Origin of the sequence: Vibrio sp. 16 (assembly GCF_963681195.1) — a bacterium.
GTDB classification, from domain to species: Bacteria; Pseudomonadota; Gammaproteobacteria; order Enterobacterales; family Vibrionaceae; genus Vibrio; species Vibrio sinaloensis_D.
In genome coordinates, this window is sequence record NZ_OY808997.1 from 2,519,452 (window position 1) to 2,545,146 (window position 25,695).

The 25,695-nt window shown below is 47.5% G+C and carries 25 protein-coding genes; 9 read left to right on the forward strand and 16 right to left on the reverse strand.

Going from position 1 to position 25,695, the window contains the following annotated elements:
• The first annotated feature begins 57 nt into the window (after window positions 1-57).
• The 3 genes from U9J37_RS11525 (at window position 58) to U9J37_RS11535 (ending at window position 3,601) form a co-directional block, all read left to right on the forward strand.
• Window positions 58-1,731, forward strand: a complete 1,674-nt coding sequence (locus tag U9J37_RS11525) for an ABC transporter substrate-binding protein (RefSeq protein WP_043886975.1) — start codon at window positions 58-60, stop codon at window positions 1,729-1,731.
• Between the two features lie 178 nt (window positions 1,732-1,909).
• Window positions 1,910-2,170 carry a hypothetical protein gene (locus U9J37_RS11530; RefSeq protein ID WP_038141340.1) on the forward strand — a complete coding sequence of 87 codons (261 nt, stop codon included), beginning with the start codon at window positions 1,910-1,912 and terminating at the stop codon, window positions 2,168-2,170.
• 105 nt (window positions 2,171-2,275) lie between these two features.
• Window positions 2,276-3,601, forward strand: coding sequence for a helix-turn-helix transcriptional regulator (locus U9J37_RS11535; protein ID WP_005472615.1), 1,326 nt, complete (start codon window positions 2,276-2,278; stop codon window positions 3,599-3,601).
• Here U9J37_RS11535 and U9J37_RS11540 read toward each other — a convergent pair.
• The 3 genes from U9J37_RS11540 to tusA all read right to left on the reverse strand — a co-directional run bounded on the left by U9J37_RS11540 (window position 3,598) and on the right by tusA (window position 5,489).
• The gene (locus U9J37_RS11540; RefSeq protein ID WP_052131378.1) at window positions 3,598-4,032 is read right to left on the reverse strand and encodes a DUF2141 domain-containing protein; all 435 of its coding nucleotides are present in this window, start codon (window positions 4,030-4,032) and stop codon (window positions 3,598-3,600) included. The genes U9J37_RS11535 and U9J37_RS11540 overlap by 4 nt on opposite strands.
• Window positions 4,033-5,142, reverse strand: coding sequence for an OpgC domain-containing protein (opgC, locus tag U9J37_RS11545; protein ID WP_005472553.1), 1,110 nt, complete (start codon window positions 5,140-5,142; stop codon window positions 4,033-4,035).
• Between the two features lie 98 nt (window positions 5,143-5,240).
• The gene (gene tusA, locus U9J37_RS11550) at window positions 5,241-5,489 is read right to left on the reverse strand and encodes a sulfurtransferase TusA (protein ID WP_038141339.1); all 249 of its coding nucleotides are present in this window, start codon (window positions 5,487-5,489) and stop codon (window positions 5,241-5,243) included.
• Window positions 5,490-5,623: 134 nt separating this feature from the next.
• On the opposite strand from tusA, the gene U9J37_RS11555 reads away from it, so the two are divergent.
• A complete protein-coding gene (locus tag U9J37_RS11555; protein WP_038141338.1) occupies window positions 5,624-5,818 on the forward strand; it encodes a hypothetical protein in 195 nt (64 codons plus the stop codon).
• Window positions 5,819-5,967: 149 nt separating this feature from the next.
• Window positions 5,968-6,909, forward strand: a complete 942-nt coding sequence (locus U9J37_RS11560) for a LysR family transcriptional regulator (RefSeq protein WP_005472544.1) — start codon at window positions 5,968-5,970, stop codon at window positions 6,907-6,909.
• 52 nt (window positions 6,910-6,961) lie between these two features.
• On the opposite strand, the gene U9J37_RS11565 is transcribed toward U9J37_RS11560, so the two are convergent.
• The 6 genes from U9J37_RS11565 to ilvG form a co-directional block, all read right to left on the reverse strand.
• Window positions 6,962-7,942, reverse strand: a complete 981-nt coding sequence (locus U9J37_RS11565) for an acrylyl-CoA reductase (NADPH) (RefSeq protein WP_005472498.1) — start codon at window positions 7,940-7,942, stop codon at window positions 6,962-6,964.
• Between the two features lie 166 nt (window positions 7,943-8,108).
• Window positions 8,109-9,638 (reverse strand): threonine ammonia-lyase, biosynthetic, encoded by a 1,530-nt coding sequence (gene ilvA, locus U9J37_RS11570; protein WP_005472468.1) that lies wholly within the window; start codon window positions 9,636-9,638, stop codon window positions 8,109-8,111.
• Between the two features lie 3 nt (window positions 9,639-9,641).
• Complete coding sequence (gene ilvD, locus U9J37_RS11575) at window positions 9,642-11,483, reverse strand: dihydroxy-acid dehydratase (RefSeq protein WP_043886977.1); 1,842 nt, start codon at window positions 11,481-11,483, stop codon at window positions 9,642-9,644.
• A gap of 30 nt (window positions 11,484-11,513) precedes the next feature.
• Window positions 11,514-12,461, reverse strand: coding sequence for a branched-chain-amino-acid transaminase (gene ilvE / locus U9J37_RS11580; protein ID WP_005472570.1), 948 nt, complete (start codon window positions 12,459-12,461; stop codon window positions 11,514-11,516).
• A gap of 12 nt (window positions 12,462-12,473) precedes the next feature.
• Complete coding sequence (gene ilvM, locus U9J37_RS11585) at window positions 12,474-12,758, reverse strand: acetolactate synthase 2 small subunit (RefSeq protein WP_005472540.1); 285 nt, start codon at window positions 12,756-12,758, stop codon at window positions 12,474-12,476.
• A gap of 1 nt (window position 12,759) precedes the next feature.
• On the reverse strand, window positions 12,760-14,406 hold the full coding sequence (gene ilvG, locus U9J37_RS11590; RefSeq protein WP_005472582.1) for an acetolactate synthase 2 catalytic subunit: 1,647 nt from the start codon (window positions 14,404-14,406) through the stop codon (window positions 12,760-12,762).
• A gap of 479 nt (window positions 14,407-14,885) precedes the next feature.
• Between ilvG and U9J37_RS11595 the strand changes: the two genes are divergently transcribed.
• Window positions 14,886-16,409, forward strand: a complete 1,524-nt coding sequence (locus tag U9J37_RS11595; RefSeq protein WP_005472480.1) for a YifB family Mg chelatase-like AAA ATPase — start codon at window positions 14,886-14,888, stop codon at window positions 16,407-16,409.
• Between the two features lie 52 nt (window positions 16,410-16,461).
• Here the strand turns inward: U9J37_RS11595 and U9J37_RS11600 are convergent, their stop codons facing one another.
• Window positions 16,462-17,442 carry a DUF2860 domain-containing protein gene (locus U9J37_RS11600; RefSeq protein ID WP_005472462.1) on the reverse strand — a complete coding sequence of 327 codons (981 nt, stop codon included), beginning with the start codon at window positions 17,440-17,442 and terminating at the stop codon, window positions 16,462-16,464.
• A 169-nt stretch (window positions 17,443-17,611) separates the two neighbouring features.
• Here U9J37_RS11600 and U9J37_RS11605 point away from each other — a divergent pair, with 169 nt between their 5' ends.
• A complete protein-coding gene (locus tag U9J37_RS11605; RefSeq protein ID WP_005472613.1) occupies window positions 17,612-18,499 on the forward strand; it encodes a 1-acylglycerol-3-phosphate O-acyltransferase, YihG family in 888 nt (295 codons plus the stop codon).
• A gap of 33 nt (window positions 18,500-18,532) precedes the next feature.
• Here U9J37_RS11605 and U9J37_RS11610 read toward each other — a convergent pair whose 3' ends face one another.
• From U9J37_RS11610 to U9J37_RS11630, 5 genes are all read right to left on the reverse strand, one after another.
• Window positions 18,533-19,135, reverse strand: coding sequence for a thiol:disulfide interchange protein DsbA/DsbL (locus U9J37_RS11610; RefSeq protein WP_043886978.1), 603 nt, complete (start codon window positions 19,133-19,135; stop codon window positions 18,533-18,535).
• Window positions 19,136-19,167: 32 nt separating this feature from the next.
• Entirely contained in the window at window positions 19,168-20,154 is a 987-nt protein-coding gene (locus U9J37_RS11615; protein ID WP_005472580.1) for a serine/threonine protein kinase, read from the reverse strand.
• A 49-nt stretch (window positions 20,155-20,203) separates the two neighbouring features.
• Window positions 20,204-21,622: a cytochrome c oxidase accessory protein CcoG gene (ccoG, locus tag U9J37_RS11620; RefSeq protein WP_005472451.1), complete on the reverse strand. Its 1,419-nt coding sequence runs from the start codon at window positions 21,620-21,622 to the stop codon at window positions 20,204-20,206.
• Between the two features lie 249 nt (window positions 21,623-21,871).
• Window positions 21,872-22,138 (reverse strand): YihD family protein, encoded by a 267-nt coding sequence (locus tag U9J37_RS11625; protein WP_005472551.1) that lies wholly within the window; start codon window positions 22,136-22,138, stop codon window positions 21,872-21,874.
• Window positions 22,139-22,235: 97 nt separating this feature from the next.
• Entirely contained in the window at window positions 22,236-22,403 is a 168-nt protein-coding gene (locus tag U9J37_RS11630; protein ID WP_086028707.1) for a hypothetical protein, read from the reverse strand.
• A gap of 305 nt (window positions 22,404-22,708) precedes the next feature.
• Between U9J37_RS11630 and U9J37_RS11635 the strand changes: the two genes are divergently transcribed.
• Both U9J37_RS11635 and trhA read left to right on the forward strand, forming a co-directional pair.
• Window positions 22,709-23,506, forward strand: coding sequence for a sporulation protein (locus U9J37_RS11635; protein ID WP_005472489.1), 798 nt, complete (start codon window positions 22,709-22,711; stop codon window positions 23,504-23,506).
• Window positions 23,507-23,593: 87 nt separating this feature from the next.
• The gene (gene trhA / locus U9J37_RS11640; protein ID WP_005472564.1) at window positions 23,594-24,247 is read left to right on the forward strand and encodes a PAQR family membrane homeostasis protein TrhA; all 654 of its coding nucleotides are present in this window, start codon (window positions 23,594-23,596) and stop codon (window positions 24,245-24,247) included.
• Here the strand turns inward: trhA and U9J37_RS11645 are convergent.
• The gene (locus tag U9J37_RS11645) at window positions 24,244-25,689 is read right to left on the reverse strand and encodes a TrkH family potassium uptake protein (protein WP_038215845.1); all 1,446 of its coding nucleotides are present in this window, start codon (window positions 25,687-25,689) and stop codon (window positions 24,244-24,246) included. The genes trhA and U9J37_RS11645 overlap by 4 nt on opposite strands.
• Between the last annotated feature and the right edge of the window lie 6 nt (window positions 25,690-25,695).

The following is a 25,695-nucleotide window of genomic DNA, read 5'->3' on the forward strand; positions in this document are numbered from 1 at the left end:
TGAAGCAGAGCGATAGTCCGGTTAGTTTTTATGCATCTCTACTCGTAAGGTATTGCCATGAAAACAAAACTTCTATCTACTCTGATTACGTCATCATTAGTATTTTCCGCCCATTCTGTGGCCGATGCTAACTTAGACAACATGTCGAAGTTGACGATCATTCCCAATCACAACCCTTCTCTGATTCGAAACTTCAACCCTTATGCGGTTTCTCGTTTGCATACGGCTCGAGACTTCATTTTTGAGCCTTTGGTTATCTTCAATGAACTAAAAGGCAATGTCCCTGAGTACCGCCTTGCGACGGGGTATACGATGAGTGATGATCTACTGAGTATCACTTTTGACCTTCGCGAAGGAGTGAAATGGTCAGACGGTGAAACCTTCGATGCCGATGATGTGTTGTTTACCTTTGACCTTGTGCGTAAAAACCCGAATATCGATGATCGTGGTATCAACAGCAAAATTAAGTCGGTTGAGAAGTTAGGGCCATATCTGGTGCGTTTCAATCTAGACAAGGTGAATACCAATATCGGTTATGAGATCGCTCAAGTACCTGTTGTTCCTGAGCATCAATGGAAGTCCGTTGACGATCCTGCCGCATTCATGAACCCAAATCCTGTTGGTACTGGACCATTTACTGAGCTGCCTCAATTCACTTCAACACTATTTCTCCAGTGTCGTAATGCGCACTATTGGGATCAAGCTAACCTAGATGTCGACTGCTTACGCGTCCCGCAAATGAATCATAATGACCAAGTACTTGCAGAGTTGATGAACTCGCGCATTGACTGGGCTGGCTCTTTTGTTCCTGATATTGACCAAACCTACATGAAAGCGTCAAGCCACCATGGTTACTGGTATCCACCCGCAGGGACTCAAGCATTTATGTTTAACTATGCATCGAAAGATAAAGTCAAACATGCGGTGCTGAACGATATTAACTTCCGTCGTGCTTTCTCTATGGCGATCGACCGTCAGACACTGATTGACATCGCTAACTACGGAAATGCGGTCTTGAATGACTTTGCTTCTGGTTTGGGCTACGCGTTTGAAGCTTGGTCAGATGAAAAAGTGCATAACCAGTACAAGCCATTTATGACTTACTCGCCTGAGAAGGCCAAAGCGTTACTTGCCAAGTCAGGTTATAAAGATATCGACAATGATGGCTTTGTTGAGTCTCCGTCGGGTGACAAATTTGAGTTGAGTATTCAGTCTCCGCAAGGATGGACCGATTTCAATAATACGGTCATGCTGGCCGCAGAGCAGCTCGTCAGTGTTGGGATTAAGGTCAAAGCACGTACGCCTGATTTTTCAATCTACAACAAGAGTATGTTAGGGGCGGACTACGACATTGCGTATACCAACTATTTCCATGGACCGACGCCACACAAATATTGGGACAGTGGCTATCACTCACGCTTGCAAGCATCGGAAGGAATGCCACGATTTGCCATGCACCACTGGAAGAGTGAAAAGTTAGATAACTTGTTAGACAGTTTCTATAAGACGGCTGATATTAAAGAGCAGAGAGCCATCGCTCACTCAATCCAAAAGACCATTGCTGAAAATCAGGTCACGGTTCCTGTTTTGTCTGGGCCGAACTTCTACCAATACAATACGACCCGCTTTACCGGCTGGTGGAATGCGGATAATCCGAAAGGGCGCCCAATGATTTGGGAAGGCACACCTGAGCGCTTACTGCATGTGCTTGACTTAAAGCCTCGTAGCTAGGGGCAAGATACCCCCAACCTTCAAGGCCCTGATTTCGATTAGGGCCTTTATTTTTCAATGAGAAAGCAAGTTTCGTGACGCATTGAATAGATTCGGTGGAAGTCGTGATCGCTGACATATTAGTGTCACAATTGTCATGCTAATTTAATCTTGTGGATGATAGCGAGAGGGCTAGTTTATGCTTACACGTTACATGGGGATGACCCCAAAAAGTCAGAGTTATTTGTTCACCTTTGGTCTCGCCTTATGCTTACTAGCAATGGTACTCACCGACATGTGGTTACCCATTGTCGCCGGGACGTTTATTTTAACTGGGTTGACGGTAGAGGCGTGGATTCGCGTCGCACACATTATTCCTATGCATGAGGAGATGAGAGCGATGAGAAAACAGATCAATAAGCTCCAATCGGAAGTCCGCACCTTAGAATATGATGAATAATTGAAAGCAGCCGTCAGGCTGCTTTTTTTGTCCAATTTTTGAAGTGAAACGTAAACTCTCGGTAAGGCTGTTGCTCTGCTCTAAGGGGCTGTTACAACTAGCGTTATGCGCCAGTTTTGTTTTATTTTACGTATTGTTGAAGCCGTTGAAACTCGCTTACCGTGCAAGCTTGAGATCAACGCACTTGCTGACACTTTAAACGTCAGTCGATGGCATCTTCAGCATGAATTTAAGCGTTATACGGGGATTCCTCTGGGGCGTTACTACCGCTTGCGGTTGCTGACGTTAGCGATGAAGGCGCTGGCGTGTTCAGAGCGAAATGTGCTCGATATTGCGCTCGACTATGGGTTTGAATCGCAAGAAGCCTTGTATCGCGCTGTTAGACAAAACTTCCTCATCTCTCCAAAGCACTTTAAACGCAACCCAACCTTGGCCAAGTACTTCGGTGTGCCGCCAATTGATATCAGCTACTTAACGTTTTTTCAGCGAATGCAATCTTGTCCACCTGAGGAGGTGATCTTCCCTGCGGATACCTTTTATGGCGTGGTCAGTGATTTTGCTTCGGTCTTTTTTGATGAGAAAGAGACTGGCGATAAAGTTGAGCAGATGTGGCAAACGTTTGTTGAGGCGACTGCGGACTGGCAACATGAAGCACGGGACTACTATGCGTTGGAATATCGTAATAATTGTTCGGTAAGGTCCGGTCAATTTCAGATGCTGGCGGTGTGCAATGGGGAGAAAGAGGAGTCCCCATATCCTATAGCGCGGATCGACCTGCCACAGCGTAAAATGTGGCGTTTTCAATTGTCCCACAACCCACCTCTAAAGGCCTTATTTGTCTACCTCAACCAAGTCTTTTGTATCCCACGTAAACTGACGCTTAAGCGTTTACCTTACATTTGGCAAATGGATAGCGAAGGAGAGTTGGTGTTTTGGGTCGAACTCAGAAGTTTTGCAGGCCCAGTAACGCTGCCCTCGTCGATTCAATTGCTTACTCGAGTGGAAGGGCAATCTTTCTCTGGTCGCCTTGAAGGGGCGGATATTCCACAGACTTGTGTGGAGAAATACCAGCGCTTAGCGTTTGTGTTAAACCACTTTCGAGCATCATTACCCAAGCTAAACTCCGGCGCTGAAAAGTGGCTGATTGGGCGACCAATGAGCTCGGATTATGCGCCTAACCACGATTACCGTGTGAGCCGGATTACCCCAGAAGGTGGCAGTACAAACGGTGTAGAGTCGGGCATGATCTTAAAGTGTGTTTTGCAAGGAAGCTTGGCAAAAATTGGCGAAGACCTTGATAGCCTTTACTTCTCTCACCTACACGAAGTGGGGTATGTATTGCGTCAAGGGTTTGAGTGGATAACCCGAGCAGACGAATTACCGGGACAAGAGTGGTGTATTGAACTGCTTATCCCGGTTTCTAAGCGTTAGCGATAATCAAACAACGTGACGGTTTGTTCGCTATTTTGAGTCAGTTTAAAACTGGTCGAAGAGAACTGGGGTGGACCTGTCAGAATGTTATTGCCAGAGTAGCCAAGCGGCTCTTTTGGCATCATACCGGCCATGGTCAGTTCATTATTCCCGTCAATATCTTGAAAAGTAAAAATGTCATACTCTCCAGCAGGGATTTGCTCAAGCAGGATTGATGACGATGCTGCTACTGCCTGCGCCATATGCTCCGCGACCACATTACTGTGTTTATCCCGTACTCCAATATAGAGATTTCCGCCCTCTTCGGTGATACCTGTGACAGTCACTTGCAGATCATGCTTTTTACTCGCATCTACGGTGACTTCTTCACTCTCGTTACACCCGATTAAGGCAATAGAGGTCACCATTAGGGCAATCAGTTTTCTTTTCATTTAGGAACTCCTTGTCAGATTTAATGTATTGAGCTGTTGTTGTCGCTGTTTAATGAGTGGTGGAATAAAGAGCAACAATGCGACAGCAACTAAGCAGAGGTTGAAATTTGGCTGGAAGTTAAAGTGACCTAATGCAAACGGTGCTAAAGCAAAAATCACCACGTAGTGCCAAGTAAAAACGTGTAGGGAATAGCGGCCAAGAAGGGCCAGTGGCTTAAAGGCGAGCGCATTGGGTTTGCAGTGCAACAGCCAAGAAAATAAGTAGACTAACAGCAACAAGTTAAAGGCTCTTAGCCAGCCGATGAGCGGCTTATCTGCAAGTTCATACAGCGTTCCATAGTGGATGCCATACTCGGCCAATACGTTGCGATTGAGAAAGAAAATGATCGTCGCGATGATAGCTACGGCAACCGTGACAGCGCGATATTTAAACCAGTTTATCGGCTGGTACTTTGCGTAGTATCCCAAGGTGATGCCAATTACAAATATCAACTGCCAAGCCAGTAAACTGAAGTAGCCAGTATTGAGTTCGCTGTCGGGGAAATATGGAGTGAGCCACTCAGACAGATTTATCACTCGACTCGACAGCCAGAGCAAAACACTGACGATCAGCACTTGGGCCGTGCGACCGTTTTGCAACTGGCTCAGGACAAGTGGAGCAAGTAGCAGGAAAACAATGTACATGGGCAAAATATCGAAGTACGCCGGCTTGTGAATCAAGGTGGCACTCGCCGCGACCGCAAGCAGTTTGTTCTCCATTAGGCCAGGAAATATCTTGTTGTAAAAGGCTTGAATCGAAGGTTCCAGCGCAATTTGTAGCGACGCGATGATCAGTAAACCGACAATCGCTGCCATGTGATAGAAGTAGAGTTGCTTGGCTCTGCGGAACAGTTTTTGGCGGGTCACTTGGCGATCATAGGCCGAGTATATTAGCCCAACCATCAGGCCTGAAATGAGAATAAAGCCTTCCGCAGCCCCGACTTGCCCGAGCGGTTGAAGAGTAAAGTATTGAATCTCTGTCCACCCCACAGTAAGCCAAATAAAGTGGTTAACGGACATGATCAGCAGCAAAGTGCCGCGAATGGCATCAATGGAATGATTACGTTGCATAAAATTTCCTCCCTTAATGCTGCTAGCTTAGAAGGGAGGAAAAATGAAAAACTGACTAATTGTGTGGTGAATCGATGAAGTGCGATCCGGCGGTTAGTCTAGCTAAGCCCTTTCTTGATGAGATACAGGTAGGGTAACGCCTCTGTCTGAGAACCAATTAATTGATGATCCATAAAGCGACAGAAACTCGGGATATCTCGAGTGGTTGATGGGTCGTCTGCTTTGACCAACAAAACTTCCCCATCTTGCATAGTTCGAATTGTCTTCCTGACCATCATTACTGGCTCTGGGCAACGTAATCCTTCTGCCTCTAGTGTTTTATTTGCCTGTTCTGGATTGAATGTCATGGTCATATCTGTTTTACCTCAATTGGGCCTAGATGATACTGCTGAAGAAAAAATATTCAATAACCCCTTGGCAAAGTGATCATTTTGTTTTAACTTAGTTAACAAGTTGGTAACATTTAAAACGGAGAGCAGATATTATGACAGCTTTAGATCGGCTAACAATCTATTCAGTGCTGTGTTTTATTTCCTTTTGCGCTCTTGTTTTACGTTCACCATCTGAATCGTCGTCATTTATGCCGTTACTTGGTATGGGCGCGACGGTCGTAGGGATTTGGCTCGAGATGCACCGCTGGCCGAGTGCATCTGAAGAGCATGAGAACGGTCAATAGACTTCCAACTATTGACCGCACTTGCCACTACACTCAACTACATTCCGACACTATCCCCAGTTTTCTTGGGCTTCCCCGCTGAAAAGCGGGATTTTTTTTGCCTGAAAAAGGTACAATAGCGCATCCCATTTTAATGACCTTGGCAGAACGTGGAACTAGAAGACATCTATCGTCGTGATCTGAATTTGCTGGTGGCACTGCGAGTTTTAATCGAAGAATGCAGTGTAAGCAAAGCGGCAAACCGTTTAAATCTAAGCCAATCGGCGATGAGTCGAGTGCTGGGGCGGTTGCGTGACATGTTAGGAGACCCGCTCTTTACCCGCCAAGGACAACATTTGATTCCGACCGAAAAAGCACTGGAAATTGATCGGTCTTTGGGAGAACCGCTAGAGTCATTGCGTCAGTTGCTGTCACCGTTGGAGTTCGATCCACAAAGCTGCGATCAGACCTTTACTATCGCCACGACCGATTACGCGATGCAAACCATATTGCCGTTTGCCTTGCCGCGTATTTATCAAGAAGCGCCAAATGTCTCGTTTAACTTTTTACCCTTGCAGCATGACAGATTGGCAGACCAACTCACTTACGAGAATGCCGATTTAGCCATTTGTCGCCCGATTGGTCCTGTTGAGCCTCTGCGTAGCGAGATCTTAGGCCGAGTGGGGGTGCTTTGTTTGCTCTCTAAACAGCATCCTTTAGCGGACGCAGAAATGAGCTTGGCGGATTATCTGACTTATCCGCACGCGATGATCGCAATCAGTGATGGAGTGAAAGCGTTAATTGAGGGGGCTCTGGTCGATCAGCCAAAGCGTAAGATGGTGCTGCGTGCTTATCATTTGGAAGCGGCATTAGCGATTGTCGATACCATGCCTATCATTATTACCGTACCCGCTGACTTAGCGTATCTAGTCGCAGAGCGTTACGACTTAGTCATCAAGCCGTTACCATTTCAGTTTACGCCGTTTGACTACTCAATGATTTGGCACCCACGCTGTGAGCACTCTCCGGCTCAAGAGTGGTTGCGGGGAATTGTAAAGGAAGAGTGCAGTCGCTTGATTGCTAAACGCATTGACGACATTGGATTGGACTAAATGTAAAAGAGCCAGCATTACAGGTGCTGGCTCTTTTTCTTTGTAGCGTTTATTACAGCTTAATCACAACGCGACCCGTGACTTGGCCGTTAGTGATGTCTTCTGCGTATTTTGGTGCTTCGGCTAATTCAACTTCGGTACATGCTTGCTCAAAGTAGCTCTCTGGAAGTAGCTCAACCAGTTTTTCCCATGCTGCGATTCGTTTGTCTGTTGGACACATGACCGAGTCCACACCCTGTAAGCGCACGTTACGTAGGATGAATGGCATTACTGTTGTTGGTAGGTCAAAGCCACCAGCCAGACCACACGCTGCAACTACGCTGTTGTAATCCATTTGAGCGAGAACTTTCGCGAGCACTTTGCTACCAACGGTATCAACCGCACCTGCCCAAACTTGTTTTTCGAGTGGACGCGCTGGCTCTTCAAACTCGCCACGCTCAATGATGCGGCTCGCGCCAAGTTTTTCAAGTAGTGGACCGTTCTGTTCAATGCGGCCTGTCACTGCTGCCACTTTGTAGCCTAGTGTTGATAGAAGCGTCACTGCTACTGAGCCAACACCACCACTTGCGCCAGTGACTAGGATTTCACCGTCTTCTGGTTTCACACCACCATCAATGATGGCTTGAACACACAGCATTGCCGTGAAGCCCGCTGTACCGACCATCATGGCTTTTTTGCTGTCGATACCTTTTGGTAGTGGCACTAGCCAATCTGCTTTTAGGCGTGCACGCTGTGCCATGCCGCCCCAGTGGTTCTCACCCACACCCCAACCAGTAAGCACAACTTTGTCGCCTGCTTGGTAACGGTCATCGACTGAGCTCACTACCGTACCCGCGAGGTCGATACCCGGTACCATAGGGAAGTTACGGATGATTTTTCCCTTACCTGTGATTGCTAAACCGTCTTTGTAGTTTAGTGATGAGTAGTCCACATCGATCAGTACTTCGCCTTCCGGCAGTTGCGCTTCATCGATCTGTTCGATGGTTGCGATAGTACGTTTTTCTTCTTGGTTTAGAATCAGTGCGTTAAACATAGTGATCTCCACAAATAGAGCAGCAATTTAAAAACTGGTTATGAGTGTAGACCTAATTTGGGTATGACTAAAATGAAACTTTAGCATTATATCTATGCGTATCACGCATTCTGTGGCAATGCTGCAATAAAAATTAAAGCCAGTCGATTGACTGGCTCTAAGATTGTTAAGAGAGGAAGAACTTGTATGACGGGTTGTCGGTTTCGTCCTTGCACTGGTAACCAAGTTCGCGCAGATGTGCTGAGAAGCGTGATAAGTCTGATTCATCAAGCTCAAAACCACATAGGACACGACCATAATCCGCACCGTGATTGCGATAGTTGAACAAGCTAATGTTCCAGTGTGTCCCGAGCGTGCTCAAGAACTTCAGTAGCGCTCCTGGGTACTCTGGGAACTCAAAGCTGTACAAACGTTCTTTGAGAGGCTTGGAAGGCTTACCACCAATCATGTAGCGTACGTGCAGTTTTGCCATTTCGTCATCGGAGAGGTCAACCACTGGGTAGCCTCCGTCACGTAGATCGTGAATGATGTGGTTTAGCTCATCTTGGCCACCTTGCAGGCGGACACCGACGAAAATATTGGCTAACGCATCATCGTTGTAACGGTAGTTAAATTCCGTTACCGCTCGGCCGCCAATGAGATTGCAGAACTCAAAGAAAGCGCCCTGACGTTCAGGAATCGTCACTGCCAGCAAGCCTTCACGTTTTTCACCCAGTTCACAACGCTCAGAAACGTAGCGTAGACCGTGGAAGTTGGTATTGGCCCCTGATAAAACCGTACCTAGATTCTGACCCTTAAGCTCGTTTTGCTCGGCAAACTTCTTCAATCCCGCCAAAGCTAACGCACCAGAAGGTTCAGCAATCGCACGAGTATCTTCAAAGATATCTTTGACTGCTGCACAGATTTCATCACTGGATACCGAAATATGACCATCGATGAATTGCTGACATAAACGGAACGTCTCTTCACCGATGCGTTTTACCGCAACACCGTCGGCAAACATGCTGACTTGGTCAAGCACCACAGGTTCGCCCGCATCGAGTGCTGCTTTTAGACAAGCAGAATCTTCAGGCTCAACCGCAATCACTTTGATTTCAGGCATCAGCTGTTTCACCAGTACCGCAACACCTGCAGCAAGACCGCCGCCACCGACAGGCACGAAGATGTAATCGAGATGGCCATTTTGCTGCAGCATCTCCATACCAATCGTCCCTTGACCTGCAATCACAAGTGGGTGATCGAATGGGGGCACAAAGGTGTAGCCATGCTCAGCAGATAAGCGCTCTGCTTCGGCTTTAGCTTCATCAAAGTTGCTACCGTGCAGCACCACGTTACCACCAAAACCGCGCACCGCCTCGACTTTGATGTCTGGGGTGGTTTTTGGCATCACAATGGTGGTCTTAATCCCCAGCTTGGTGCCAGACAGCGCCATGCCTTGAGCGTGATTACCTGCTGATGCTGCAATTACACCTGCTGCTTTTTGCTCATCCGTGAGGCTTGCTACCATGTTGTACGCACCGCGCAGCTTGAACGAGTGCACCGGTTGGCGGTCTTCACGTTTGATTTGTACATTGTTGCCAATGCGAGCGGCTAAGCGAGGCATCTCTTGAAGTGGCGTTACCGTTGCCACTTCGTAGACTGGAGCTCTTAATATCTGGCGCAGATAATCTGCGCCAGTTTGGTTTGTCAGAGTCATAAGCTAGTCCTCTAGCTTAGATTTATCTCGTACAGCGCCTTTGTCTGCACTGGTCGCCATACTTGCGTACGCTTTTAGTGCAAATGAAACTTCACGTTGACGGTCAACTGGTTTCCAGCCTAACTCGTCTTGTTTTGCACGGCGCTCTTCAAGCTCTTGTTCAGAAACTTCTAAAGAAATTGAACGGTTTGGAATATCAATCGCGATAATATCGCCTTGTTTTACCAGACCAATTGCGCCGCCATTTGCTGCTTCAGGAGAAGCGTGACCGATAGACAAACCTGATGTACCACCCGAGAAACGGCCATCCGTCAGCAGTGCACACTCTTTACCAAGACCCATCGATTTTAGATAAGTGGTTGGATAGAGCATTTCTTGCATTCCCGGACCACCTTTAGGGCCTTCATAACGAATCACTACAACATCACCGGCTTTGACTTTGCCGCCTAAGATGCCTTCAACCGCATCTTCTTGGCTTTCAAATACCACCGCAGGTCCGGTGAATTTGTGGATGCTTTCATCAACACCCGCTGTCTTAACGATACAGCCATCAAGGGCGATATTGCCTGAAAGCACTGCTAAGCCACCTTCTTGTGAGAACGCGTTATCGATGGAACGGATACAACCTTCAGCGCGGTCATCATCAAGACGGTCCCAGCGACAATCTTGTGAAAACGCTTTAGTGGTACGAATACCAGCAGGGCCTGCGCGGAAGAACTTCAATACGTCTTCGTCTTCCGTTTGGATGATGTCGTATTTCGCAAGTTGCTCTTTCATGGACAAGCCAAGTACCGTGCGAGCTTGATTATGAAGTAGGCCTGCGCGGTCCAGTTCACCAAGGATCGCCATGACACCACCAGCGCGGTGTACATCTTCCATGTGATATTTCTGGGTTGATGGCGCCACTTTACATAGGTGAGGAACTTGGCGAGATAGGCGATCGATATCTTCCATATCGAAGTCAACTTCACCTTCTTGCGCTGCCGCGAGTAGATGAAGGATAGTGTTGGTAGATCCACCCATCGCGATATCGAGTGCCATCGCATTTTCAAACGCATCAAACGTTGCGATGTTGCGTGGCAATGCAGATTCATCGTCTTGCTCGTAGTAACGTTTAGTTAGTTCAACAATGCGTTTACCCGCGTTGATGAACAGCTGCTCACGGTCTGCGTGCGTTGCTAGCATTGAGCCATTACCTGGCTGAGAAAGACCTAGCGCTTCTGTTAGACAGTTCATCGAGTTTGCTGTGAACATGCCTGAACATGAACCGCAAGTCGGACACGCACTACGCTCGATCTGCTCACTCTGCTCGTCTGAGACTTTCGGGTCTGCGCCTTGGATCATCGCATCAACAAGGTCGAGCTTGATGATTTGGTCAGAAAGCTTGGTTTTACCCGCTTCCATTGGACCGCCAGAGACAAAGATTACTGGGATGTTTAGGCGCATTGACGCCATCAGCATTCCCGGAGTGATTTTGTCACAGTTAGAGATACATACCATGGCATCGGCGCAGTGTGCGTTGACCATGTACTCTACCGAATCTGCGATAAGCTCACGTGAAGGCAGTGAGTACAGCATGCCGCCGTGACCCATTGCGATACCATCATCAACGGCGATGGTGTTAAATTCTTTGGCGATACCGCCCGCTTTTTCGATTTCACCTGCAACCAATTGGCCCATATCTTTTAGGTGAACGTGGCCTGGTACAAACTGGGTGAATGAGTTCACCACGGCGATGATCGGTTTACCGAAATCTTCGTCTTTGACACCTGTCGCACGCCATAAAGCGCGCGCACCGGCCATATTGCGTCCATGTGTTGTGGTTGCTGATCTGTATTTTGGCATTGTGTTACTTCCTATATTTGCCGGTGCTTTTTAAGCTTTTTCTGCGTCTTGTGGGTACACGTAATCGAGCCAACCCCATTTATCTTCTGTAGTGCCATTGAATAGGCCGAAGTAAGCTTCTTGGAGCTCTTTGGTGATTGGGCCGCGTTTGCCTGTGCCGACTTCAATCTTATCGATAGTGGCAACAGGAACGACCTCTGCTGCTGTACCGGTCATAAAGACTTCATCTGCTAGGTAAAGTGCTTCACGAGCAATGTTTGCTTCACGAACTTCATAACCGCGATCACGAGCGATTGTCATGATGGAATCGCGAGTGATACCCGGCAGGATTGCACTGGTTGCTGGTGGCGTGGTGATAACACCATCTTTAATCACAAAGATGTTTTCGCCCGCACCTTCAGATAGGTAACCATCAACGCTTAGCGCGATACCTTCGTCGTAACCGTGACGACGGGCTTCACCGCCGACAAGTAGTGATGATAGGTAGTTACCCCCCGCTTTTGCTGCGGTAGGAATGGTGTTTGGTGCTGCGCGGTTCCAGCTAGAGATCATCGCGTCTACGCCTTTCTCTAGTGCTTCTTCACCTAGGTAAGACCCCCAAGGGAAAGCCGCAATGATCAGATCCATTTCAGTGCCGACAGGCGGGCATACACCTAGACCTACATTACCAACAAAGCCCAGTGGACGAATGTAGGCGCTTTCAAGTTTGTTTTGACGCAGTGTTTCACGCGTTGCTTCCATGATCTCCTCAACCGTGTATGGGATTGGGAAGCGATAGATTTTTGCCGAATCTTTAAGGCGCTTTGCGTGCTCTAGATGGCGGAAGACAATTGGGCCTTTGGGTGTGTTGTAGCAACGTACACCTTCGAATACTGACGTTCCATAGTGCATCGCGTGAGTCAAAACGTGTACATTTGCCTCCGCCCAAGGAACCATTTCACCATTAAACCAAATGTAGTCTGCTGTTTTTGTAGCCATTTATTGCCTTCCTTATGCACAGATTTTTTGTTGTAGATTGTTATTTGGGAGTTCGTCACGAGCGATTTGCGTGACTTCAACAGTGCGCACATCCCAAAGCTTCTCAATTTGATTGGTTAAGAATGAGATAGGGCGATCGCTGTCGACAATGATTTCAACGCTGGCAACCTTGCTTTCGTGATTTTGAGTGCCAGCCACTTGTTTCACCACAAATCCGCGGTGACGCACGACGCGAAGAACACGCTCTAACAGTACCGGTTTATCGTCAGCTTTGATGTCGATTAAGTATCTTTCCATGTTAGGTGTTCTCCAGCATGTCATTGTTTGATGCACCTGGCGGTACAAGTGGCCATACGTTTTCTTCTTCATCGATTAAAACATGAAGTAAGTATGACGTCTTACTTTCTAGCATTTCTTTCAGTGCTGGCTCAACTTCTTCTTTCTTGGTGATGGTTTTTCCAGGAATATCAAAAGCTTTTGCTAGCATGACGAAATCTGGGTTGTCATCCAAAATCGTTTCACTGTGGCGTCCATCAAAGAACAGTGATTGCCATTGACGAACCATGCCTAGGCGTTGGTTATTGAGCAGGACGATTTTCACTGGGATTTGACGACGCTTAAGTGTCCCAAGTTCCTGCACGTTCATCATAAACGACCCATCACCTGTAATAAGGATAGATTGGTCATCAGGACGCGCCACTGCCGCACCCATGGCAGCAGGAAGGCCAAAGCCCATGGTGCCAAGGCCTGCCGACGTGATGAAGTTTTGTGGTTCGCGTGGTTGAATGTGCTGCGCTGCCCACATTTGGTGTTGACCAACGTCGGTTGAGACGATCGAGCTGTCTGGCATCATGTCAGACAGCTGATTCAGCAGACCTGGGGCGTAGATAAGTTCGCCTGGGTGATTGTAGTTCCATTTAAAGTCACTACGCAGACTTTCACTGTGCTTCACCCAAGGGGTGATGTCTTGCGTCAATTCAAGTTGAGGAAGCACGGCAGGGATCTCTCCACGAACTGGTGCATTGGCTTGGCGCAACTTGTGGATTTCTGCGGCATCGATATCGATATGGATGACTTTAGCGTTTGGCGCAAAGGTATCGAGCTTACCCGTAACTCGGTCATCGAAACGGGCACCCACAGCAATCAATAGGTCACACTCTTGCACCACTAAGTTCGCCGCTTTGGTTCCGTGCATGCCTAGCATACCGAGATAGTGCGGGTCGTGACGTTCAATAGTACCTAAGCCTTTTAGCGTACTGACCGATGGCATTGGATTTAAACGCAAGAACTCGCGCACTGCGTCAGTCGCATGACCAAGCTGAACACCGCCACCAACATACATGACAGGACGTGAACTTTGCGATAACAAGGCTTGCGCTTTGGCTATATCGTCGTTGCTTGCAACTGGCATTGCAGGTGGTGTGAAAGGAGGAAGAAGAGTGACAGGTGCTTGACCTAATTGAACATCTTTTGCGATATCGACAATGACTGGACCGGGTCGCCCCGTTTTTGCCACTTCAAACGCTTCAGCAAGGGTTGGTGCTAGCTCATGGATGTCAGTGACAAGATAACTGTGCTTGGTACAGGAGAGTGACATACCGATCACATCCATTTCTTGGAATGCATCGGTACCGATGTGGGAGCTGGCAACCTGACCTGTTATCGCCACAAGGGGGATGGAGTCCATAAAGGCATCGGCAAGACCTGTCACTAGATTGGTTGCGCCGGGTCCAGAAGTGGCCATACACACGGCAACATCTTGCGTTGCTCGTGCCATTCCTATGGCAGCCATTGCAGCGCCTTGTTCATGGCGGCAAAGAATGTGTTCGACGCCACCATCATAAAGGGCGTCATAGATTGGCATTATGGCACCACCAGGATAACCAAATACGGTTTTGATCCCTTGTTGTTTTAATGCGGCTACGACTAATTCGGCACCTGTCATCGTAAGCCTCCTTGTTTACCGCTTGAGCGATGTTGTGTTGCATTGCACTTCATGTGCGCTCCCATTCTTCCTGTCATCAGGGTCAAGAACGACGTTGACCAAGATGAACTCTATTTTAATTGTCTGGCGTAAGTTGTAAAAAAACCCCCGGACTTTTCAGTGCGGGGGTTTTTAAAATGCTGTGGTTATTTGTCGCCCACTAGCCCCCGCGTGGAATCAATAATGACCACGATAATCAGGAGAATCAGTGCGTTGAAGCGGGCGTTTAAATTCATAGTTCTTTTAAGTCTTTTGGTACTCAATACTGGTACGAAATTGTTTGCGTCACTAGTGGTAACATACAATTCCGTTAAATGACAAGCAAAAACTCATACTTTTTTCACATTCTTTCAGCAACTGGGCAGGCTATATAACAACCTTGATGACAAATTCAGCGAACTATCAGGGAGATAAATAATGGATTGGAATGTGAGTCAATTATGGGGTTAGCCATCATCCATAGCCGAGCGTCTGTGGGAGTTGAAGCGCCCAGCGTCACAGTTGAAGTACACATCAGTAATGGAATGCCAGGGTTTACCTTGGTTGGTCTACCGGAAACAACCGTCAAAGAATCCCGCGATCGGGTGCGTAGCGCGATTATTAACTCTCGTTTTGAGTTTCCAGCCAAGCGGATTACGGTCAATTTAGCCCCAGCAGATTTACCTAAAGAGGGAGGCCGCTTTGATCTGCCGATCGCGCTGGGCATCCTTGCCGCTTCAGAGCAGATCCCGTTAACCCATTTGGCCGACAAGGAGTTTATTGGTGAATTGGCGTTATCGGGAGAGTTGCGGCGCGTAAAAGGTGTGTTACCTGCGGCATTGGCGGTGAATCAAGCACAACGTTGTTTGGTGGTTCCGCAGAGCAATGGCGACCAAGCGGCGTTAGTTGGAGAAAAACAACATAAGTCAGCCAGCACTTTACTGGAGGTCTGCGCGGCGTTGTGTGGCCAAAATGAACTGCAGCTCCACCAATCTCCACACAAGATGTCGTCACCCGCGCTAGAGCGTGACTTGCAAGATATTATTGGTCAGCAACAAGGGAAGCGTGCACTAGAGATCGCTGCTGCAGGCAATCACAACCTCTTATTTCTTGGTCCGCCGGGGACAGGGAAAACCATGCTTGCCTCTCGCCTTTGTGATTTGTTGCCTGAAATGACCGATGAAGAGGCGATGGAAACGGCCTCCGTTGCCTCTCTAACGCAACAAGAAATCAACGCCTACAACTGGAAACAGCGTCCATTTCGCTCGCCGCACCACTCTAGCTCGACCGCAGCATTGGTGGGCGGTGGGTCAGTACCGAGACCCGGAGAGATCTCTTTGGCGCACAATGGTTTGCTGTTTCTTGATGAAATGCCCGAGTTTGAGCGGAAAGTGTTGGATTCTTTGCGTGAGCCTTTGGAATCAGGGGAAATTATTATTTCTCGTGCTCAAGGGAAAACGCGTTTTCCTGCTCGCTTTCAATTGGTCGGCGCACTCAACCCAAGTCCGACAGGTTACTATGAAGGCAATCAGTCTCGAGTGAACCCTCAAGTGATTTTGCGTTATTTAAGTCGCCTATCTGGGCCGTTATTAGACCGGTTTGATATGTCGCTAGAGATTCCCGCTTTGCCCAAAGGAACCTTGGCGGAAGGAGGAGATCGCGGTGAAACAACTCAAGTGGTGAAGCAGCGAGTCATTGAGGCGCGCGAGAGAATGTTGAGTCGATCAAACAAAGTGAATGCTTTGCTAGGCAGTCGTGAAATTGAGCGATATTGCCCGCTACGTAAAGAAGATGCCCAGTTTCTGGAAAGCGCGTTACACCGATTGGGATTGTCTATTCGTGCTTATCATCGAATTATCAAGGTGGCACGCACCATTGCTGATTTGGAGGGGGCAGAGCACATTGAACGTAATCATTTGGCGGAAGCGTTAGGTTATCGTTCGATGGATAGGCTGCTCAAACAGTTAACGGCTCAAGCTGTATAGAAAGGCTCGCGAAATGCGAGCCTTGATCGTCTGAGAGTAAGGGAGCTTTGCGTTAAAAGCGGTAGTTTATACCAGCGGAAACCAGTGACTCTTGGGTATCGTAAAAGTTTATATTGGCTTGGTTAGAGCCGTAACCCGCAAGACCAATCAGCGACCAGTTTTGCCATCCCATAAACTGCTTGTACTCGTAGGCGGCGAATAAGCTCCACTCGCCATCCTCGCGTGTTTTGTTATACAGCGGATTTTCTTCGTCATAAGAACGAGTGGTGTAGCCTGCCGTGAGAGCGAGCTGATGACGATTCATGATCTTGAAGTAGGAAATTTCGCCGCCGACAGAGTTAAGAGAATTCGCCTCTCCCTTGGCGTCGGTTTTGATAAACGTCATCGAGGGTTGGATAAAAGCGGTTCGGCTTAGAGGGAATCGGTAACTGCCTTTGATGTAGTAGGATTGGGCATCACGTCTGAGACGATTTGCTTCAGCGCTATTAAGCTGAGACGTGCCCGACGCTTCGTCTTCCACGTTTTTATTGGCATAAGCGGTATCGATACTCAAGCCGCTGCCAAACAGATTGCTGAGTTTGAGTCGGTAGGCATGACCAGTTTCTTCTGTTGTACTGCGTTTTTCTCCGACGAGATAAGGGTCTTCCCATGTCTTGCCTGACATAATTGTCGGTAGGTATGAAATGTCGACAACGGTACCTGAACCGAGCTTATGCTTGTAGCCCACTTCGAGTGCTAGCGTACCTACCGCCAAATCTTCACGGGACGTACCCACATAAAATTGCTGATTAAGTGGTACGCCAAAGGTATAGGCTAAATTGCCAAGGGGGGCGGCAATAAAGCCATTGTCACTTGATGGCTGATGATCAAGGCTATCGATGGTTTTATCACCAGACGTATTAAAGTTGGATGTGGAAGAGGTGTATCCTACATTAAAGCTCAGCTCTCCACTAAAACCCGCGCTATCCGAGAGTTGGGCGAAAGCTGGGCTGGCAAAGAGCGAGAGAGTAAGCACTGATAATGTTGTTTTCATAAATTTTCTTCCTAGATCTAACGTTGGTTGTATGGCCTGAGTAACCTAACTAATCTGACCATAGTCGCAGTGATTCCAATGTGCTTGAGGACCAGTATAATTACACGCTGTTTTATTGTTCATATATGAACCTCATTAAACTTTCATACGGAGCTCACAATTAATCGCTATGTTGGCCTATCTGACTCTTATCCTAAACGTTGTGTTGGTTGCTTTAAACTCCGCTGTCTGCTCTTTAATCATTTGTATCATCGCTGTGTTTAAGATTGTATTGCCCACCGCCCTGTTAAAAGCTAAAGCGACTGAAATGGCGAACAAGACAATGTGGCTTTGGGCATCCATTAATGCAGTCATCTTGGCCATGTTCAATCGAGTTGATTGGGACATAGAAGGTGGAGATGAGCTGAAAAAGCACGGTTGGTACTTGCTGATTAGCAACCATTTAAGTTGGACCGATATCGTGGTGCTTTGCTGCGTGTTTAAAGATCGTATTCCGATGCCGAAGTTTTTCCTTAAACAGCAGCTACTGTATGTGCCATTTATTGGGATGGCTTGCTGGGCGCTCGATATGCCGTTTATGCGTCGTTACTCGCGAGAATACTTGATTCGTCATCCGGAAATGCGGGGTAAAGACTTAGAAACGACGCGCCGTTCATGTGAAAAGTTCAAATACTCTCCCACAACGGTGGTGAACTATGTGGAAGGCACGCGCTTTACACCGGAAAAGCAGCGCAAGAGTAAAGCCGGTTACGATTACCTACTTCAACCCAAAACGGGTGGCATCGCCTATACGCTAGCGGCAATGGGGGATCAGTTTGAGAATATTATTGATGTGACTCTCGCCTACCCAGAAAACACCCATAAACCTTTTCGAGACATGTTGATGGGGCGAATGACGAAAGTGGTGGTTCGGATAAATGTCTTGCCTGTCGATCAGCAAGTTCGAGGTGATTACTTTAAAGATAAGCCGTTTAAGCGTCAGTTCCAGCAGTGGCTGGGTAATGTATGGCAAGAGAAAGATGAGTTACTGAAAGAGATTTATCACAAGCAATCATAGAAAAGGGAGCGAAACGCTCCCTTTTTAGTGTGTTTATTTTTGTGTCAGCAAGTAGTTAACCAGTTCAAAGTATTCATCGATCGTTTTGATGCTTTGTGCTTGAACCAAGTACTTGTTATTCACCACTACAGCGGGTACACCTGATAAGCCGCTATCTTTAAACTGTTTGTCGAAGCGACGAACCATTGAGTCCACCGCAAAACCGTTAAATGCCGCGTCAAATTTTTTCGCATCCACACCTTCATCTAGGAAAATCTGGCGTAACTCTTCGTCATTTTTAGGGGCTTTGCGCATGTTATGAATGCGGTTAAACAGCACAGGTGTCATTTTGTCTTCCACTTTTAGCACCAGCATGGTTGCGTATGCCTTGCTCATGGACTCGCCCATGTTTCCACCCATAAACGAAACGTGGTTCTTTTGGAACTTTGCGTTGTCAGGCAACTGCGCTTTCAACTGCTGAATGATAGGTTCAAAGGTATTACAGTGAGGGCAGTAGAAAGAGAAAAATTCGGTCACAGTTGGCTTTTTAGATGCTTCTAGCTCAAGAACCTTAAAATACTCGCCTTCTTTAAATTGCGCTGCGTGAGCAGTAAGGCTCAGCATCAAGGTTGCAAATAGTGCAAACAGCTTTTTCATTATTGACTCCATGTTTGTCGTTGTTTGGCTTTTTACCACTGCGGCATCAGTGATAATGGTGGCTCATTCAGTGCTGAGATTTGTTCTTTGAATGCCAACACTTGGCTTTCCCAATATTTTGGATCATCAAACCATGGGAAGGCGAGCGGGAAAGCAGGATCCTGCCATCTTTTTGCTAACCATGCCATATAGTGCACCATACGTAGACCGCGTAATGGTTCGATTAGTTTCAATTGATTCGAATCAAAGTCACTAAATTCTTGGTAGGCTTCCAAGAGAATGTCCAGTTGCATCAGCTTATCGGCATGCTCTCCGTTGAGCAACATCCATAGATCTTGAATCGCGGGTCCATTGCGAGCGTCATCCAAGTCGACAAACATAGGTCCATCACGCCATAAGATGTTACCAGGGTGGCAATCGCCGTGGAGACGAATCTGGGAACTTGGCGTTGTCCAATGCTGTTCAAGCGTTTTGATCAGTAGGTCTAGATCGTTAAAAAAAGCATTCTCTAGGTGCATTGGAATAAACTGAGAGTTTTGCAGCAAGGTGCGAGGCTGATAAAGGTATTCCTCTAAGCTGATGGAGGGGCGGTGCTCAAATGTCTGTTTTTCGCCAACCTTGTGAATGCGCCCTAGGAAACGGCCAACCCCTTCGAGTTGTTCCAAATTATCCACTTCAAACTGACGTCCGCCGACGCTCGCAAACAAAGCAAACAGATAGCCTTGGTATTGATGGAGTGACTGACCGTTGATGATCACAGGAGGCGCGACTGGAATCTCGGATTCGATCAACTCGAGGGTAAAGTCGTGCTCTTCTTGAATCTGAGCTTGGCTCCAGCGTTCTGGTCGGTAAAACTTAACCACGTAGCGTTGGCGCTCTTCATCAGTAAATTGGTAGACGCGGTTTTCGTAGCTGTTGAGGGCCAAGAAACCGGATTCTGCGCGAATGCCAATGCTTTCCAGTGCGTACCACATAAAGTCTGGCGTCAGAGCATCAAAGTTAAAAGCGTGTTGAGTCATAAATAAAAAAGGCTCATTGCTGAGCCTTTTTCCATAGAGTAATGAAGGTCTAGAGCTTCTTAATGAATCGGCTCTCGACGGCTATCGTAAAGTCTTCGCTGTCAGACAGTATAAACTGAATCTTGGAAACGGAAGAGTCTAGATTCTCAGGGTTGACGCCTAGGCTCATTGGTAAGCTCAGTACTTCACCTGGTGCAACTTGAACGGTTTGTTTGCCATACCAAGAGACATCGCCCAGCCCTTCTACATCTAGATTGTAAACCTGCTGCTGTTGAGTTTTATTGATTACTTTTAGCGTGTAGGTGTTTTCGACTTCTCCGGCACTGTTGACGCGGAAGAGCTGGTTTCGATCGCGAAGCACACTTAAGCCCGCAGGTTCGACGGCCGCAATTTGAGCGAAGAACAACCCAATCATAACAAGCAGGACGGCGCCATAGCCCAGCAGTTTAGGGCGCAGTACTTTGGTGTGTTTGCCCGACAATCTATGCTCAGTCGTGTAGCTAATGAGGCCTTTGTCATACCCCATACGCTCCATAGTCTTGTCACACGCATCGATACAGGCACCACAGTTGATACATTCATATTGCAGGCCGTCACGGATGTCGATACCGGTTGGACATACCTGAACACACAGGTCACAGTCGATACAGTCACCCAAACCCAGTGCTTTCGGATCCGCTTTGCGTGAACGCGGTCCTCGGTTCTCTCCTCGCTGGCTGTCGTAGCCAACGATAAAGGTATCTTTATCAAACATGGCCGATTGGAATCGCGCGTAAGGACACATATGAACACATACGATAGAGCGCATCCAACCCGCGTTGGCATAGGTACATCCTGCAAAGAACAGTACCCAAAACACGGGCCAGAAATCGGCATCAAAGGTAAAGAAGCCCACTACCAGCTCTTTCACGGGAACAAAATAGCCGACGAATGTCAGGCCTGTGGCGATAGCAATGGCAATCCAAGCAGCATGTTTGGCCACTTTACGCATCAGTAGATTCGAGGTGAGCTTATTGGAATCTTGTTTGCGTCGTTTGTTCGCGCTGCCTTCGAGTTTTTCTTCAAACCAGATGTACATAAAAGTCCAAACGGTTTGCGGGCAAAGATAACCACACCACACACGGCCCAAAAAGGTGGTAATAAAGAATAAGCCGAACGCGGCAATCATAAATAGCAGCGCGAGTAGGGTGAGATCTTGAGGGTAAAGGGTTGTGCCAATAAAGTTGAACTGTTGGTTACCAATGTCGAGCAAGATAGCCTGGCGATCGCCGTACGAAAACCATGGAATGGAGGCGAAAAGCACCAGTAAAAACCATCCCCCGTAGCGGCGTAGCTTTTGGAATGTGCCTTTACTTTCTCGCACGTAAATACGATTACTTGGGTTAAACCTGTCGCCCTTAGTTTTATGGGTCTTAGGGTTAAAGGTTTTAGGAGTCACATCTTTTACATCGATCTTATCCTGACTCATGAAGCTTCCTTCTTAGGCTTGAACGGTGTGATTTATTGAGCTCACACTCTGTAGACATTGCTATTTTAGTAAATACTTATGGGCGGCGATTATATACGCAATAACATTTTTATTTCTTTAAGGTTATCAACCTTTAACAACAAAGGTCAGTACAGTTTTATAAATAAATGTCCTAACAGTTCGTGGTGTTGTGATGGTTTGGGTATAAAAAAGGCGACCAAGTGGCCGCCTTAACCGAATCTGTTTGTTTTATTTGATGATGCCGCGAGCGCGAAGAATCGCGGTTTTAAAGTCATCTTCTTGGTCCTTTTTTAGACCCGGAATCATTTCATCTTTGGCGCTGTTGCGCATTTTGAGATGGTAGATGAGGACATCATCGGTCAACTCTTCCAGCTTACCTTCGTAGCCCGCTTCTTGAGCCAGTTTTACGATCATTTGCAGTAAGTTGAGCTCTTGGTCTTTTTGCCATTCTGGCTCTAGTAGCTCAAGCAGCTCCTCAATGCGATGACATTTCATCTTCTTTCTCCACAATAATTATAATGATTTGCTGATTAAGGTATCAGATTGGCGTATTTGAGTTAAGAAAAAAGCGCAGCCGAAGCCGCGCTTTTTATTAAGCTGCTTTAACGATTTTGGTGGGTGTTGAGCTCATGAAGACACTCTTTTCCACTAAAGTCATACCAGGAGCTGATTTCTTTGCCGTTGGAGCAGCCACAAAGCCACTGCGACGACGCATCGCACTACGGTTAGTGTGCGAGAACCTGACGGTTGTTGGGCGCATTTCTTGACCTAACTGTCAGGCAATTCCATTGCCAATGTAATGGCCTGGCCCGCTTTGAGTTGAGCTTCATTACTGAAGGGTGGCTCTCTGGCTTTCGCCAATCCAAACTGCGGGACAGGAATGCTGATATGCGTGCATATCATTGGTTAGATTAGCACCAAGACTTTTATTGATCGACAGCTATTCACTACGGCCTTAGTCGTAGGAGAAAGTTTCTGTGAGAGGTGTTGCATCCCTGATACATCGTGGCAGATTAGTATGTTACTTTAAGCATAGTTAAAGCGAAGATTGCCAAGGAGGAGCGCATGTCGTTTTTTAAAAAGACACTGGCGAGTTTTGGAATCGGTTCAGCGAAAGTTGATTCTGTGTTGCAGCAAGAGGTCCTTTATCCTGGCCAAAAGGCGAATGTGGTGATCCATGTTTATGGTGGCGCGACGGCGCAAGAAATCGACAACATAGAGCTCAAACTCTTTTGTCGCTATATCAAAGAAGTGCCTGCGGATCATGATAAGAACAAGCACACGGCAGGACGAATGCGCCGTGTCCCAGCCAGTTATCAACTCGCCGACTGGAAACTGCCGTACGCTTTTACTCTGCAACCTGGCGAGGAACGGACGTTTGATGTCGAATTAGAGGTGCCATGGAACACACCAGTGACGATTGGCGACTCCAAAGTATGGTTAGAGACTGGTCTCGACATTGCGATGGCCAAAGACCCTAGCGATAAAGACATCTTAACAGTACGTCCTGACCCGCTTTTAGATGGCATCTTTACCGCGTTGGAAGAGCAAGGTCTGCGTATCCGCCAGGTTGAGTGTGAGCAAGTGGATGGGTTTGCGATGCCCTTTGTTCAGGAGTTTGAATTTGTTCCAACCACGGGGCCATTTCATGGTCGCTGGCGTGAATTGGAAGTGGTCGCGTATCGCAGTGAAGAATCGCTTCAGATGTGGTTTGAAATCGATCGCCATCGCGAGGGGGCGAAAGGAATGCTCGCGAGTCTGTTGGGGGTTGGCCAGTTAAAGCGAGAGCTGAAAATCCCATTGCACACCTCCGCTGAAACAGCCGGTGAACTGGTCCTTGAGTACTTAGATAACCACTCTTAACCTAGCTTTCATATTTTAGGCTTACAAGTGTAAGCTGAATGTGCCATACTCTGGAGTAATTATTCAAATTCTGGAGTAGGCACTGCTATGTCCGTCAGCGAGTCATCTCAATATAGCGTCAAAGAAGAGATCGCCAATACGATTACGCATGCACTAGGCATGGTGCTGGGCATTGTTGGCCTGGTTCTATTGTTGGTCAAAGCGATTGATCACAATGCCGACGCACTGACCATCACCAGTATGAGCATTTACGGCAGTAGTATTATCGTGCTGTTTCTCGCTTCGACGCTGTACCATGCCATTCCTTATCAGCGCGCCAAACGAGCGTTAAAAACCTTTGATCATTGCGCGATTTACTTATTAATTGCTGGCAGTTACACGCCGTTTTTACTGGTCAGCTTAAGAACGCCACTTGCGATCGGTTTGATGATTGTGATTTGGTCGATAGCGCTGATCGGCATCATTATGAAGCTTGCCTTTGTTTATCGCTTTAAGAAACTATCTTTGGTGACCTACCTGCTGATGGGGTGGTTATCATTGATCGTGATTTATCAGTTAGCGCTGAACTTGGAAGTAGGTGGCCTGACCCTTTTGGCTGTCGGCGGTTTAATTTACTCGCTAGGGGTTATTTTCTATGTGGCGAAACGCATCCCATACAACCACGCGATTTGGCACGGGTTTGTACTAGCGGGTTGCGCTTGCCACTTCTTTGCTATTTATCTGTATGTAAAACCCATCTAACGGCGCCAAAATGCCGGGAAGAACAGCACCAGTAAGGTAAGAATTTCAAGCCTCCCCATCAGCATGCCTAAGCTCAGTATCCATTTCGCAGCGTCTGGTAGAGGAGCAAAGTTGCCCGTTGGTCCTATAATGCTGCCCATCCCAGGACCGACATTGGCCACGGCGGTAATCGCGCCAGAAATGCTGGTGATTGGGTCAAGCCCCATTGCACTCAAGCAGCCAGCAACGACAATGATGGTGATGAAAAACATCAACCCAAACGCGACGATTGAGCGGACAATATCATCATTCACTGGACGGCGATTGTAGCGCTGGACAAAGACACCTGAAGGATGAATCAACTTCATCATCTGTTTGTTTAACAGAGTCAGAGCAATCTGAAAGCGGAAGATTTTGATTCCGCCCGAGGTTGAACCCGAGCAAGCGCCAGCCATCATCAAAAAGGCAAAGAGTGTGGTTGGCAGTGCGCCCCAAGCGGTAAAGTCTTCTAAGCCGAATCCTGTTGTTGTGACGACTGATACTATGTTGAACATGGATACGCGCAGCGCATCAAGGACGGTGTAGCCATCTCGAATCACTAACCATGCGGCAATCACTAAGCTGCTGCCAAGGAACAGGTAGGTAAAACCACGAACTTGTGCATCTTCTAACAGTTCGTCGAGGCGGCGTTTACGGATCGCAGACACGAACAACAAGAACGGCAAGCCACCCAAGAACATAAACAAGGTTGCGACCCAATGAGCGCCATTCGAAAAGTGGTTCATTGACCCATCGGAGGTTGAATAGCCACCCGTTGATAACGTGGTAAACGAATGGTTGATGGCTTCAAACAAGTTCATCCCAGTCAGCATAAAGCCAATCAGGCAAAGCCCTGTCAGTACCACATACACGGACATAATGTTTTTGGCGACGGTTTTAGCTCGAGGGCTGCTTTTATCTGACCAATCCGAAGACTCGGTGTGGAATAGTTTCATCCCGCCGACGTTGAGCATCGGCAATACCGCTACCGCCATCACTATGAAGCCAATCCCACCTAACCACTGCAAGATAGAGCGCCACAGCAAAATACTGGGTGCCATGTTATCTAGGCCACTCAGCACTGTAGAGCCTGTGGTGGTGATGCCAGACATGGTCTCAAAGTACGCGTCGGTAAAGCTAATGTGGTTGATAAATACAAATGGTAAGGCGGCGAAAGCGCTGGCGATGGTCCAAACCAAGCTGGTAATTAGGAACATGTCGCGCACGCTGAGCTTAAAGTTTTTGGTTCTGCCTAAACTGAGGCAGGCAAAGGCGGCCAGATGGGTGATCAGTACCGCTTGACCAAACTCCAAGAATCCCGGAGTACCACTAAAAAATGCCACCAGTGTTGGCACGTACATGAACAGAGCTAGTTTCGAAAGCACTAGCCCTATCACGAACAATACAGGGCGGAAATTGACCATTGTGCC

What these genes read in the sequence shown, in the direction of transcription:
- U9J37_RS11525 (WP_043886975.1), top strand. Translation starts at nt 58, where the DNA reads ATGAAAACAAAACTTCTATCTACTCTGATTACGTCATCATTAGTATTT.
- U9J37_RS11530 (WP_038141340.1), top strand. Translation starts at nt 1,910, where the DNA reads ATGCTTACACGTTACATGGGGATGACCCCAAAAAGTCAGAGTTATTTG.
- U9J37_RS11535 (WP_005472615.1), top strand. Translation starts at nt 2,276, where the DNA reads ATGCGCCAGTTTTGTTTTATTTTACGTATTGTTGAAGCCGTTGAAACT.
- U9J37_RS11540 (WP_052131378.1), bottom strand. Translation starts at nt 4,032, where the DNA reads ATGAAAAGAAAACTGATTGCCCTAATGGTGACCTCTATTGCCTTAATC.
- opgC (WP_005472553.1), bottom strand. Translation starts at nt 5,142, where the DNA reads ATGCAACGTAATCATTCCATTGATGCCATTCGCGGCACTTTGCTGCTG.
- tusA (WP_038141339.1), bottom strand. Translation starts at nt 5,489, where the DNA reads ATGACATTCAATCCAGAACAGGCAAATAAAACACTAGAGGCAGAAGGA.
- U9J37_RS11565 (WP_005472498.1), bottom strand. Translation starts at nt 7,942, where the DNA reads ATGTTTAACGCACTGATTCTAAACCAAGAAGAAAAACGTACTATCGCA.
- ilvA (WP_005472468.1), bottom strand. Translation starts at nt 9,638, where the DNA reads ATGACTCTGACAAACCAAACTGGCGCAGATTATCTGCGCCAGATATTA.
- ilvD (WP_043886977.1), bottom strand. Translation starts at nt 11,483, where the DNA reads ATGCCAAAATACAGATCAGCAACCACAACACATGGACGCAATATGGCC.
- ilvE (WP_005472570.1), bottom strand. Translation starts at nt 12,461, where the DNA reads ATGGCTACAAAAACAGCAGACTACATTTGGTTTAATGGTGAAATGGTT.
- ilvM (WP_005472540.1), bottom strand. Translation starts at nt 12,758, where the DNA reads ATGGAAAGATACTTAATCGACATCAAAGCTGACGATAAACCGGTACTG.
- ilvG (WP_005472582.1), bottom strand. Translation starts at nt 14,406, where the DNA reads ATGACAGGTGCCGAATTAGTCGTAGCCGCATTAAAACAACAAGGGATC.
- U9J37_RS11595 (WP_005472480.1), top strand. Translation starts at nt 14,886, where the DNA reads ATGGGGTTAGCCATCATCCATAGCCGAGCGTCTGTGGGAGTTGAAGCG.
- U9J37_RS11600 (WP_005472462.1), bottom strand. Translation starts at nt 17,442, where the DNA reads ATGAAAACAACATTATCAGTGCTTACTCTCTCGCTCTTTGCCAGCCCA.
- U9J37_RS11605 (WP_005472613.1), top strand. Translation starts at nt 17,612, where the DNA reads ATGTTGGCCTATCTGACTCTTATCCTAAACGTTGTGTTGGTTGCTTTA.
- U9J37_RS11610 (WP_043886978.1), bottom strand. Translation starts at nt 19,135, where the DNA reads ATGAAAAAGCTGTTTGCACTATTTGCAACCTTGATGCTGAGCCTTACT.
- U9J37_RS11615 (WP_005472580.1), bottom strand. Translation starts at nt 20,154, where the DNA reads ATGACTCAACACGCTTTTAACTTTGATGCTCTGACGCCAGACTTTATG.
- ccoG (WP_005472451.1), bottom strand. Translation starts at nt 21,622, where the DNA reads ATGAGTCAGGATAAGATCGATGTAAAAGATGTGACTCCTAAAACCTTT.
- U9J37_RS11625 (WP_005472551.1), bottom strand. Translation starts at nt 22,138, where the DNA reads ATGAAATGTCATCGCATTGAGGAGCTGCTTGAGCTACTAGAGCCAGAA.
- U9J37_RS11630 (WP_086028707.1), bottom strand. Translation starts at nt 22,403, where the DNA reads ATGCGCCCAACAACCGTCAGGTTCTCGCACACTAACCGTAGTGCGATG.
- U9J37_RS11635 (WP_005472489.1), top strand. Translation starts at nt 22,709, where the DNA reads ATGTCGTTTTTTAAAAAGACACTGGCGAGTTTTGGAATCGGTTCAGCG.
- trhA (WP_005472564.1), top strand. Translation starts at nt 23,594, where the DNA reads ATGTCCGTCAGCGAGTCATCTCAATATAGCGTCAAAGAAGAGATCGCC.
- U9J37_RS11645 (WP_038215845.1), bottom strand. Translation starts at nt 25,689, where the DNA reads ATGGTCAATTTCCGCCCTGTATTGTTCGTGATAGGGCTAGTGCTTTCG.